12 protein-coding genes are annotated in these 12,071 nt (G+C 59.6%); 3 read left to right on the top strand and 9 right to left on the bottom strand.

Annotated elements, in window-relative coordinates; genetic code table 11:
- Positions 1-276 precede the first annotated feature (276 nt).
- Genes pepN through DFS28_RS27630 form a run of 6 tightly spaced genes read right to left on the bottom strand, consistent with a single transcriptional unit; the run spans position 277 to position 6,793 of the window.
- Complete coding sequence (gene pepN / locus DFS28_RS27655; protein WP_111452312.1) at positions 277-2,934, bottom strand: aminopeptidase N; 2,658 nt, start codon at positions 2,932-2,934, stop codon at positions 277-279.
- Between the two features lie 10 nt (positions 2,935-2,944).
- On the bottom strand, positions 2,945-3,775 hold the full coding sequence (locus DFS28_RS27650) for a DUF2797 domain-containing protein (protein ID WP_102614773.1): 831 nt from the start codon (positions 3,773-3,775) through the stop codon (positions 2,945-2,947).
- On the bottom strand, positions 3,772-4,032 hold the full coding sequence (locus DFS28_RS27645) for a YeaC family protein (RefSeq protein ID WP_008152127.1): 261 nt from the start codon (positions 4,030-4,032) through the stop codon (positions 3,772-3,774). The genes DFS28_RS27650 and DFS28_RS27645 overlap by 4 nt, the downstream gene beginning before the upstream one ends.
- A 33-nt stretch (positions 4,033-4,065) precedes the next feature.
- Complete coding sequence (locus DFS28_RS27640) at positions 4,066-4,935, bottom strand: rhomboid family intramembrane serine protease (RefSeq protein WP_111452311.1); 870 nt, start codon at positions 4,933-4,935, stop codon at positions 4,066-4,068.
- On the bottom strand, positions 4,932-5,906 hold the full coding sequence (locus DFS28_RS27635; RefSeq protein ID WP_178082236.1) for a metallophosphoesterase: 975 nt from the start codon (positions 5,904-5,906) through the stop codon (positions 4,932-4,934). The genes DFS28_RS27640 and DFS28_RS27635 overlap by 4 nt, the downstream gene beginning before the upstream one ends.
- Positions 5,903-6,793: an NAD(+) kinase gene (locus DFS28_RS27630; protein ID WP_007906781.1), complete on the bottom strand. Its 891-nt coding sequence runs from the start codon at positions 6,791-6,793 to the stop codon at positions 5,903-5,905. Before DFS28_RS27630 ends, DFS28_RS27635 begins: the two co-directional genes overlap by 4 nt.
- Before the next feature lie 107 nt (positions 6,794-6,900).
- Between DFS28_RS27630 and DFS28_RS27625 the strand changes: the two genes are divergently transcribed.
- On the top strand, positions 6,901-7,851 hold the full coding sequence (locus DFS28_RS27625; protein WP_111452309.1) for a DUF1853 family protein: 951 nt from the start codon (positions 6,901-6,903) through the stop codon (positions 7,849-7,851).
- A gap of 105 nt (positions 7,852-7,956) precedes the next feature.
- Here DFS28_RS27625 and DFS28_RS27620 read toward each other — a convergent pair whose 3' ends face one another.
- Together DFS28_RS27620 and DFS28_RS27615 are read right to left on the bottom strand one after the other, a co-directional pair.
- A complete protein-coding gene (locus tag DFS28_RS27620) occupies positions 7,957-9,240 on the bottom strand; it encodes an arsenic transporter (protein WP_111452308.1) in 1,284 nt (427 codons plus the stop codon).
- 259 nt (positions 9,241-9,499) lie between these two features.
- On the bottom strand, positions 9,500-10,060 hold the full coding sequence (locus DFS28_RS27615; RefSeq protein WP_111452307.1) for an NADPH-dependent FMN reductase: 561 nt from the start codon (positions 10,058-10,060) through the stop codon (positions 9,500-9,502).
- Between the two features lie 176 nt (positions 10,061-10,236).
- Between DFS28_RS27615 and DFS28_RS27610 the strand changes: the two genes are divergently transcribed.
- On the top strand, positions 10,237-10,497 hold the full coding sequence (locus DFS28_RS27610; protein WP_008152110.1) for a hypothetical protein: 261 nt from the start codon (positions 10,237-10,239) through the stop codon (positions 10,495-10,497).
- 88 nt (positions 10,498-10,585) lie between these two features.
- A complete protein-coding gene (locus DFS28_RS27605) occupies positions 10,586-11,479 on the top strand; it encodes a LysR family transcriptional regulator (protein ID WP_111452306.1) in 894 nt (297 codons plus the stop codon).
- Here DFS28_RS27605 and DFS28_RS27600 read toward each other — a convergent pair.
- Positions 11,445-12,059: a GNAT family N-acetyltransferase gene (locus tag DFS28_RS27600; RefSeq protein ID WP_111452305.1), complete on the bottom strand. Its 615-nt coding sequence runs from the start codon at positions 12,057-12,059 to the stop codon at positions 11,445-11,447. The genes DFS28_RS27605 and DFS28_RS27600 overlap by 35 nt on opposite strands.
- Positions 12,060-12,071: the final 12 nt, after the last annotated feature.

Genomic DNA, 12,071 nt, shown 5'->3' with positions numbered 1-12,071 from the left:
GCTAAAGCTCAGTGTTCCCTCGCTACGGTGTCCATCAGGGGGGCATCGCCTACGGTCTGCTTCGCGACGACCTCCTCTCGATGTGTGCGGCTTCGCCGCACGGCGCTACGCGCCTAACCCCCTGATGAACACCTCCGCTCGGCCTGCCGAAGGGGCGAAAGATCAAGATCAAGATCAACGTCAAAAGCCAACGGCAACGGCAACGGCAAGAACAACAGCTTCGCGAGCAAGCCCGCTCCCACAGGGTCCGAGTGAACCCCAAGGGAGAGGCCAAAGTCAGGCCAGACTTTTGCTGACCACCTCGAACACATCGCTCGACAACTGACCCGAAGCGCGAATCCGCTCCAGCTCACCTTTCATCAACGCCTGACGCGCATCGTCATACTTGCGCCAGCGAGTCAGCGGCGCCAACTGCCGAGAAGCGATCTGCGGATTAAACCCGTTCAACTCGATCACCAGATCCGCGAGGAACCGATAACCCGAACCATCCGCCGCATGGAAATTAATCAGGTTCTGCCCGGCAAACGCGCCGACCAGCGCCCGCACCTTGTTCGGGTTCTTGATATTGAACGCCGGATGCTGCATCAACGCCTTGACCCGCTCCAGACCACCAGGCAACACGCTGCCCGCCTGGACGCTGAACCACTGATCCATGACCAACGGGTTGTCCTTGAAATGCTCGGCAAAACTGGCCAGGGCCTTGGCTTTCTCGTCTTCGAACGACGAATTGACCAGCACCGCCAACGCCGTCAGGCGCTCGGTCATGTTGTCGCTGGCCTCGAACTGCTCAAGCGTCGCCGCCAACACCTCCGGTTTACCGCTAAGCATCAGGTACGAAAGCGCAATGTTCTGCAACGCGCGACGAGCGAAATGCTCGGCCTCGGCTACATACGGGGTTTTCTTCGACAGATCGCGATTGGCCTGGTAACGCAGCCACAGCGCCTCGAACAAACTTTCTGCCAATTGCTTGCGAGCAAACTCGCGAGCGATGTGAATGGCGTCAACGTCAGCCACTTCGCTGATCTCGGTCAGATATGCCTCGCCCGGCAGCGAGAGCATTTCCGCGACCATCGCCTGATCCAGCGTCTCGTCCGACAACACGGTACGCAAGGCAGAAACCAGGCGCTGATCCAGCACCAGTTTCTCGCCCTTTTGCTGCTGGGCAATCAGCTCTTGCAGCACCTGAACCGACAATTGCTGACCCGCATCCCAACGGTTGAAACCGTCGCTGTCGTGTTGCATCAGGAACATCAGCTGATCGCGGTTGTACGGGAAGCTCAGTTTCACCGGCGCCGAGAAGCCACGCAGCAACGAAGGCAATGGCTGTTGCGCGATGTCGATGAAGGTGAATGTCTGCTCGGCTTCGGTCACCGAAATGACCCGTGAAGTGCCCTGAGCGCTGGCCTCACCTGTAAGACGCAACGCAATGGCCGCGCCTTTTGAGTCCAGCAGGCCCAATTCGACCGGGATCACGAACGGCAACTTCTCAACCTTGTCCGGGGTTGCCGGGCAGCTCTGGCGGAACGTCAGGCTGTAGGTTTTCGCCGCCGCGTCGTAGGACTCGCTGACCGCCAAACGCGGTGTGCCGGCCTGGCTGTACCAGCGCTTGAACTGGGTCAGGTCGACACCGTTGGCGTCTTCCATGGCTTTAATGAAGTCGTCGCAAGTCACGGCCTGGCCGTCATGGCGCTCGAAGTACAGGTCGCTGCCTTTGCGGAAGCCTTCGGCGCCGAGCAAGGTATGGATCATGCCGACCACTTCCGAACCCTTTTCGTACACGGTCAGGGTGTAGAAGTTGGAAATCTCGATGAAGCTGTCCGGGCGTACGGCGTGAGCCATGGGACCGGCGTCTTCGGCGAACTGGTGGGTGCGCAGGTACGCCACGTCCTGGATGCGCTTGACCGTGGCCGAGTTCATGTCGGCGGAGAAGCCCGAATCGCGGAACACGGTGAAGCCTTCCTTCAGCGACAACTGGAACCAGTCGCGGCAGGTCACGCGGTTGCCCGACCAGTTGTGGAAGTACTCGTGGGCAACGATCGCTTCGACCCGCTGGTGCGCGGCGTCGGTCGCGGTTTCAGCACGGGCCAGCACGGCGCTCGAGTTGAAGATGTTGAGGCCCTTGTTCTCCATGGCACCCATGTTGAAGTCGTTGACCGCGACGATCATGAAGATGTCCAGGTCGTACTCGCGACCGTAGACCTCTTCGTCCCAGCGCATGGACTTCTTCAGGCTGTTCATGGCGTGCTGGCACTTGTCGATGTTTTCCGGCTCGACATAAATGCGCAGCGCTACGGAGCGATCGGTCATGGTGGTGAAGGTGTCTTCGACGCACCACAAATCACCGGCCACCAGCGCGAACAGGTAGGCAGGTTTCTTGAACGGATCTTCCCAGGTCGCCCAGTGCCGGCCGTCTTCGCCGGGACCTGAGGCAATCGGGTTGCCGTTGGACAGCAATACCGGATAGCTGTGCTGCTCGGCAACCACCGTGGTGGTGAACGTGCTCATCACGTCCGGACGGTCGAGGTAATAGGTGATTTTGCGGAAGCCTTCGGCCTCGCACTGGGTGCAGAACATCGTGCCGGATTTGTACAGGCCTTCCAGCGCGGTGTTGGTTTCGGGGTGGATTCTGACGCTGGTGTCGACCGTGAAGGTGGTGCTGGTCGGGTGCAGGGTCAGGTGGTTTTCCGTCAACTGATAGTCGGCGGCGGTCAACTCGATGTCGGCCAGGTTGACCGACAGCAATTCAAGCTGTTGGCCATCCAGCACCAGCGGCGGCAGGCCCGGGCCACGCTCGGGATTGCGGCGCATCACCAGTTGCGCATGGACCAGGCTGTGGTCCTCGTACAACTCGAAGGTCAGGTGCGTCTCGTCGATCAGGTACTCGGGCGCCTGATAGTCCTTCAGGTAGATCATCTTCGGTTGTTCGGTGCGCATGCTGGAGTCCTTACTGATGCACGGCGAGCTGGTAGGCCGTGTATTTACGAATATTGATTACGCCGGTGTCGAAAATCAGGTACTGGCCCTTTATTCCCAACAGCGTGCCTTCGGCGATCGGATTCTTGTCCAGGTTGAAGCTGACGATCTTGGCTGGATATTGCTCGACCGGATAGCGGATTTCGAGCGTTTCTACATCGGCAATAGTCTGGATCGCCTGTAGGCCAAATCGTTCCTGCAAACTTTGCAGCCCTTCGGCGCAACTGTCGAACAGCTGATCACGAACCTGCGCCAGGTCGACCGACACCGCATCGCCCTTGAGTAACGCACGCCAGTTGGTCTTGTCTGCCACCTGACTGCGGAACAGGTCTTCGACGAAGCCCGACTGCTGACGGGTCGAGACACGCATGATTGGCAAGGCCTGACGGGCGCCCTGATCGATCCAGCGGGTCGGCAGCTGGGTGGCGCGGGTAATCCCGACCTTCACCCCCGAAGAGTTGGACAGATAGACAATGTGATCCGTCATGCAGAACTTCTCGCCCCACTCCGGCTCACGGCAGGTGCCAGCGTCATAGTGGCAACGCTCCGGGCTCATGATGCAGATGTCGCACTGGGCCAGTTTGGTCATGCACGGGTAGCAGTAACCCTGACTGAAACTGGTTTTGGTCTTGCGTCCACAATGGGTGCAATGAATCGCCCCCAGGTATTCCAGGCGCACCGTGGTGCCGATCAATGGATTGACCGGGACCTCGACGTCATCCAGACGAAACGCGTACTGCACGTTCGGCCCGTCAAGGCGCGCCGACATTTTGCTGATTGCACCGCGACCAATCTCGATCAATGGACGGCATCCGATTTGAACAGGATATTCGGCACTTCGATCGACTTGGAGCCGCACTCCTGCACGCCCATGTAACCGGTGCGCTGGTCTTCGGGCAGGTTCTGGATTTCCCAGGCGATCATCGCTTGCAGCGACAGTTCGCGTTGTTCGGCGGTGAGTTTGCCACCGTCCGACCATTTACCGATTTCCACCGCCAGTTTCAGGCTCTGGTAGATATCAGGGGTGATGTTGTTGATCATTTCGTTAAAAGAGGACATCAAGGGCTCCGCGCTCTTTATTGATATAACTGGTTAGACGGCCAGTTTACGGCGGTTGTACAAACCACCCAACAAGCCGGTCAAGCATCCGACGAGCAACCCGCCGACGTGGGCCGCGTTGGCAATTTCACCGAAGCCGATCATTGAGACCAGCCCGGACAGGCATAGGAGCAGCCACACCAGCATCATCACCAACACGCCGCGCGGCAGGCGATAAGCCGGGTTGGGCGACAACAGCTGAAAGATCCAGCAATGCCCGAGCAGGCCGTACAGCACGCCGGACAACCCGCCAAACAGCGTCGGACCACTGAAAACAAACTGGGCGTAGTTCGAGACCAGGCCGAACAGCAAAGTCAGGCCGATCAGGTTGATGCTGCCCTGGCGCGACTCGATGCGTCGCCCCAGTTCCCAATACCACATGCCGTTCATGGCCAGGTGCAGGATGCCGAAGTGGATCAGCATCGGTGTCACCAGACGCCACCATTGCCCCGCCGCCAGGCTGTCAGCCAATGGCACGAAGTGGATGTACTCGCCGACAACGCGAAAATCGAGGAAGGTCAGCCAGCGCATCGTGTCGAGGTTTTCGCCCAGCAGCGTCACCGCGCCGACAAACAGGCTCAGCAGCAACACGAACGCTGTCGCCTTGGCGTGGCGCAATTGCTCCACGAAACCTGGGCGCTTTATGGTTTGCGCCACCGGAATGTCCAGCTGTTGATCGGGATCACCGGCCGGGAAGCGTTCGTACAACACACGCACATCTTCGCTGATGCTGGCCGGCACCCACAGCACTTGCTCGCCCGCCTCTTCGCTGACCCGATGCGGCACCTGCATGCGCTGCAACAGTTTGACGAACCCGCTCAAGTCCACCGCCAGCGGCAGCCGTAAAACAGCAACGGCACTCATCGCAGCACCTCCGGCCGCTCGACATCGACCCAAACAAATTTATGCGGGTCGAGGCGGGTTTCCTGGTCCAGACGATAGGCAACCAATTTGCCGTAAAGCACCGCGCTGTAGTCCAGACAGGCCAGGTTCGGCCGGATCGGCGCCGGTTTGCCGCTGCGCCAGTAATGGCCCACGAACAACAATGGCTCATCGATGCCATAGCGCAGCAAGGTGTTTTTTTCAGTGGACGACAGCGGCGTCCGGGCCACGGGTTCGGGCAAGGCGTCGGGCTGGAACACAATGTCTCCGTAGGTTTGCGGGTCGTCTTCCCAAAACTTGGTGCGAAAGAACGAACGCGTCAGGCCATCGCCACTGGTCATTGTCAGACCATGAGGCAAGCGCATGTCAGTGCCGCGCAGCAGGCGATCGAACACAGTGCAGGCGAAACTGCCCGGTACGGCCGAGGCCTGGAGGAAATGCTCATCGACGCAACCGTTGGGGAATAGCGCGCGCAAGGGTTCGATCAGGCCCGCATCCCAGCAGGCATGCACCACGCGGAAACGCCCGGCATCGACGAACAATGGCATCTCATAGAACCATTGCAGGAAGTCATGCCAGTCCGCCGGATGGTCTTCGAATTGGGTCAGGGTTTCGTTCAGCAAACGCGCATGGCGCGGGGTGTGTTCGCGCACGAACTGCTTGCCGCTGCCCGGAGGCGCCGGCGTGCTCCAGCCGAGGGCGTTGAATTCATGGTTGCCCATGATGCACAGCGCCTGACCCGCTTCGACCATGTCGTGAACGATGTGCAGCGCTTCGCGAATCCGCGGGCCGCGGTCGATGATGTCGCCGACGAACACCGCCATGCGCGACGGATGCCGCCAGACGCCAGCGTGTTTTCGGTAACCGAGCAGGTCAAGCAAGTGCTCAAGGGTCAGAGCGCAACCGTGCACGTCACCGATCAGGTCGTAGCTTCGCGCGGGATCGAGCATCAGTCGCCTCCACCACCCAACTTGCTGCCCCAGCCGAGTTTGGTCCGGCAGACTTCATAATAGTTGTGGTCTAGTGGGTGAATCAGCCGCAGCTTCTGGGCCTTCTTGCTGATGGTGATGGTGTCACCTGGCGCGCAGGTGAAATGGTTCTGCCCGTCACAGGAGACTTGCGGGTAAATCTGCATATCTTTGGACACGACGATTTTCAGCTCACTGTTGCCATCGACCACAATCGGCCTGCCCGACAAGGTATGGGGGTACATTGGCACAATCACAATAGCGTCGAGCTTGGGATGCATGATCGGCCCGCCCGCCGACAGCGCGTAAGCGGTCGAACCGGTCGGCGTGGCGACGATCAGGCCGTCGGCCTTCTGGCTGCAGACGAACTGGCCGTCGATGTACAACTCGAACTCGATCATCCGCGTCGATTTGCCGGGGTGCAGCACCACGTCATTCAGCGCGTCGCCCTGACCGATGGCCTCGGCGTGACGACGGACTTCGGCTTGCAGCAGGAAGCGGTTCTCGACCAGATAGTGGCCGTCGAGCACTTCGGCGACTTTGACTTCCAGCTCATCGGGGCGAATATCGGTCAGGAAACCCAGGCTGCCCCGGTTGATGCCGAGCACCGGGATATTGTGCCGGGCCAGCGCACGAGCGGCGCCCAACAGGCTACCGTCACCACCGACCACAATCACCATGTCACATACTTCGCCGAGCATCTTGCGCGACGAGGTTTGCAAGCCATGACCCGGCAATACTTCAGCGATGGTGTCTTCGAGGATCACGTGCAGGTGACGATCGAGCAGAAACCGTTTCAGTCGGCGGACGGTATCCAGCACCTGCGAACTGCCCAGGCGACCGATGATGCCGATATTACGAAATTGCTCCATGAGGTTCCTGCGCGACGGCGAAAAACACGATTATGGGCGAAAGCGCAGGATAGACAAAATCCTTTCAGCCACAACGGTGTACTCACGATTGAGGCTATGCTCGCAAGATGATCCTATTTCCAGATTTGCTGCAGTTGCCCCACCAGTTGCGCCACCCCGAAGTGCGCGACCTGGCGTGGGTCATCCTCGCGCCGCCGATGCTCGGCGTCACGACGTGGCCGCAGCGTCATCCGCTGACCGGCAGTGACTGGGTGCAGGCACCAGAACGGCTCGAATTGTGGTTGCGGCAATTGGATCGTGACAGTTATGACTTGCTGCACTGGCTGGCGCAGGCTCGAACCCGGCGATTGGGCTTGTACTACGAACGCCTCTGGCAATACGCCGTGCGGCACGCACCGGGCATCGACCTGATTGCCGCCAACATGCCGATCCGCCGCGAAGGCCACACGCTGGGCGAGCTGGACATGCTGCTGCGCGATCGTGACGGCGTGCATCATCTGGAACTGGCGATCAAACTTTACCTTGGCCCGCAAAATGGCGACGGACACGACACGGCGCAGTGGCTCGGCCCCGGTTGCCACGATCGGCTGGACCGCAAACTGGCCCACCTGACGCAGCATCAATTACCGATTTCGGCGCGCCCGGAGAGCCGCGAAGTATTGGCGGCGCTGGATATCCAGCAGTTCAGTGCACATTTGTGGCTGGGTGGCTATTTGCTGTATCCGTGGCCGGGACTGGCCGAGCCACCGAATGGTGCACATCCCCAACATTTACGCGGTAGCTGGCTGCACCAGAAGGACTGGGCAGACTTTGTCGTGCAACGTCCATTCGGTCGCTGGCAACCCCTGCCCCGCCATGCCTGGCTGGCGCCGGCTCACTATCCGGTGGAGCAGACCTGGAGCACTGAACAGCTGAATGCCTGGCTCAGCGACCTGGAGCCACTCGCCCCGGCGCAGTTGCTGGTGCGTCTCACAGAAAACGCCCAGGGTGATTGGGAAGAAGCCGAGCGGCTGTTCCTGGTGGCGGATCTTTGGCCGAATGTGCCCGGTAATGGCTGAGATGTGTGGTGACTGCCCTGGCCTCTTCGCGAGCAAGCCCGCTCCCACAGGTTGAAATGCAGTCCCCTGTGGGAGCGGGCTTGCTCGCGAAGAGGCCGACGCGGTCTAAACCGATAACCGCAATGCCAAAGCCGCTAACGTCACCAGCAAAACAGGCGCCGTCAGCACAATCCCGACCTTGAAGTAATACCCCCAGCCGATCCGGATACTCTTGCGCTCCAGCACATGCAACCACAGCAGGGTCGCCAGGCTGCCAATCGGCGTAATCTTGGGCCCCAGGTCGCTGCCGATGACGTTGGCGTAGATCATCGCTTCCTTCACCACCCCGGTCGCCTGGCTGGCATCGATCGACAGCAAACCGATCAGCACCGTCGGCAGATTGTTCATCATCGACGACAGCAGTGCCGTCAGCACGCCCGTGCCCATCGCCGCGCCCCACACGCCGTAGCCGGCAAAACCATCCAGCCATCCGGCCAGATATCCCGTGAGCCCCGCGTTGCGCAGGCCATACACCACCAGGTACATGCCCAGCGAGAAAATCACGATATGCCACGGCGCTTCTTTGATGACTTTGCGCGTGGAAATCTTGTGACCACGGGCGGCAATGGCCAGCAGCAACACCGCGCACACCGCAGAAATGGCACTGATCGGAATCCCCAGCGGTTCCAGCGCGAAGCAGCCGAGCAGCAGAATCACCAACACGGCCCAACCGGCGTAAAACGTGGCGTGGTCGTGGATCGCTGAAGCCGGATGCGCCAGTTGCTCGGGGTCGTAGTCCTTGGGAATGTCACGACGGAAAAACCACATCAGCATCGCCAGGGTCGCCGCGACACTCACCAGGTTGACCGGGATCATCACAGCCGCGTAACGGTTGAAACTGATGTGGAAGAAGTCAGCGGAAACGATGTTCACCAGGTTCGACACCACCAACGGCAAACTCGCTGTGTCCGCGATGAAACCGGCGCCCATGACGAACGCCAGTGTCGCCGCCGGGGAAAAGCGCAACGCCAGCAGCATGGAAATCACGATGGGTGTGAGAATCAGCGCGGCCCCGTCATTGGCGAACAACGCCGACACCAACGCACCAAGCAGCACCATATAAGCAAACAGCTTGCGTCCGCTGCCCCGCCCCCAACGGGCCACATGCAACGCCGCCCAGGCAAAGAACCCCGCCTCGTCCAACAGCAGACTGATGACTATCAGCGCGACAAAGGTTCCGGTGGCGTTCCAGATAATCTGCCACACCAGCGGGATGTCGCTGAGGTGTACGACCCCGAAAATCAGCGCAAGGACCGCGCCGAATACCGCACTCCAGCCAACGCCAAGGCCTTTTGGCTGCCAGATCACCAAGGTGATGGTCAGCAGGAAAATCAACGATGCGATCAGCATGCAGTGCAGCCTTGTCGGAAAACAAACCGCGATTCAGCCGCAACACACGAACGGAGTAAAGCCCAAATTTGCTCCCCTGCGCCTAAACGCACCAGGGGCGAGTCCATACATAGCAGCTGCTACGGCAGATCGGTGTGCAATGATTTGTAGCCGAACCCTTGTAGGAGCAAAGCTTGCTCGCGATGGCGGTGTGTCAGTCAGATCAATGCCGACTGAAACACCGCCATCGCGAGCAAGCTTTGCTCCTACGCAGGATTTGTCATTCCTTCTTATGTTGTTCGACCCAAAGACCATAAGCATTGATGAATTTTTGCAAAAACGGTTTGAGTGACTCGGACAAATTACCCGCCTCGTCGAACGCTGAACCGGCACCGCTCAGATAGGCTTCCGGTTGCTGCATGCACGGCACATCCAGAAACACCATGGACTGGCGCAGGTGATGGTTGGCGCCAAAACCACCGATAGCGCCCGGCGAAGCACTGATCACTGCTCCAGGCTTTCCACTCCAGACACTCTTGCCATAGGGACGCGAACCCACATCGATCGCGTTCTTCATCGGCGCAGGCACCGAACGGTTGTATTCGGGGGTCACGAACAGCACCGCGTCGGATGAGCTCACTTGTTGCCGGAAAGTGCTGTAGGCTGCCGGCGGTGAAGCACCATCGATGTCCTCGTTGTAGAGCGGCAGATCGCCGATTTCGACGATAACCAGTTTGAGATTGGCAGGCGCCAGCTTGGCCAGGGCCAGCGCCACCTTGCGATTGATCGATCCCTTTCTCAAGCTGCCGACCAGTACAGCGATCGTATAGACGTTGCTCATGGAAGATTCTCGACTGTGCGATGGAAAGAGCATGTAGTTATAGATGACGATTCAACCCGTGGGCGACTGAAAAACGCCGCCCCTGATTATTTTTTTCCTGTAGGAAAACTTACCTCGCCCAACCACGGTCTACAGAGCCGCAAATTGAGTGATTTATCCCCAGAGGTTCTAAGCAGATGGCAGCAGTACTCGTCGGTCAGTTCCATGCAAGAGACGCGGAAGGCCGCGTTTATTCCGTGCATGAGTTCCAGGAATCCACCCCGTCGGCAGACGGTCTCACTGGCTCGGTGCCTGTCACCACCTACAAATTGGCCATTGGCGATCGCGTCAAAAAGCTCGATGACAACCAATTTCTGCTGGTGCAATCGGACGTGACCATCGTGCGCGAGCCCGACACCTATGTCGGCAGCCGGCCGGAAACCACCATCGCTTCATAACCCCGTGTTATGAGCAGAAGTCATATGCGCGCACTTGAGTTAGGATTCAGCCACTGACTCCCTCACCTGCTGAACATGGACTTCACGCATGCGTTTACGTCATATCGAAGTGATCCAGGCGCTCCTGCAGACCGGTCACCTGGGCACCGCCGCCGAATGGCTGCAGTTGCCTGTGGCTGAAGTCGAAGGGATTCTGCGCGACGCCGAGGATCAGTTGGGTTTCATGCTGTTTTCCAGCGTGCGTGGACGCTTGCAGGCCACGCGCGAGGCGCGGGAGTTGCAGGTCCAGATCGCCCACGTCTATGAAGCGCTCGAGCCGGTTCAGCGGCTGGCCAACAGCCTCAGGCAATATCAGGCTCCGCCCTTGCGGATCGTCTGCACGCCGCCCCTGGCACAGCAGCTATTGCCACAGAGCATTGCTGCCCTGCGCCGACGCCTTCCTGACGCGCCTTGCACCCTTCTGAGTCAACCTACCCGCGAGATCGTCAGAAACCTGCTGCTGCGTGAAAGCGATCTGGGCCTGAGCCTGCATGACCCCGATCACGCCGACATTCATTGCCAGGTGATCGCCCAAGGCAAACTTCAGCTGCTGGCCCCCCACGGCTGGTTGCAACCCAAACAAAAGTACATCTCGCTGCAGGACCTGGCCGGCCAATCGATGGTCGGCCTGGAAGGTCATGATCCGCTGAGCCCGGCACTGGAAAACAAGCTGCATGCCCTGCGCCCTGCCCCGGTCATTCAAACCCGGGTACAGACTCACCAGATGATGCGCAGCATGGTCGAGGCCGGTGAAGGTCTGGCCATCGTCGACCCTTTCACCGCCCTCGGGGCGAAATCGGCCGGGCTGGATGCCTGCCCGCTGGCGCCGGCCGTGCCGATCAGCCTGTATGCCTTGACCCTCAAGAACGGCGAGCCATCGCCAGCGGTTCAGGCATTGCTGGGCATCATCACGGAACAAGCCGTGGCGATGTTGGCGAACTAAGCGGGGTTTCCAGCGGATTATCGAACAATCGATACCAGAACAGCGCCACTTCGGCGGTGTTCGGATCGATCCCGCGATAGCGCAGGTGATCGATTCCGCCCAAAACGTAACCGCGGCGCTCATAAAGCCGGCAGGCCCCCAGGTTGTTGTTCTGGGTTTCGAGCATGATGCCCGGCAGTTTCTTTTTGCGACTCCAGAACTGCGCCACATCCAGCAACGCCTTGGCCACACCATGACGGCGCGCCGGCGCATGCACCGCCAACTCGTCAATATGGGCAAAGCCGTTCCAGTTGGTGCTGACCACCAGGTGACCCACGGGTTCATCATCGAGATAAGCCATGAAAATAGCGCTGTCAGCGGCATCACGGAAGCTGCTGAATTCCTCGGGATCAATGCCGTAGCACTTGCGATAGGGCGTGATCGGCGTCACCGGCCACTGCTCCACCGGTTTACCGATTTCGGCGGCGCCGTAGTCTGCGACTTCAAAACTGAAATCACTGCCCCAGATGTAGGCTGCAAAACCATCGTCGGCAACGCGCACCGACAGCCCTGGGTATTTCGGATTCATGATCGGTTGCATACTGGGAAAGGT

This window comes from Pseudomonas sp. 478 (genome assembly GCF_003254125.1).
Lineage (GTDB): Bacteria > Pseudomonadota > Gammaproteobacteria > Pseudomonadales > Pseudomonadaceae > Aquipseudomonas.
This window is presented reverse-complemented; position numbering and strand designations above follow the sequence as displayed.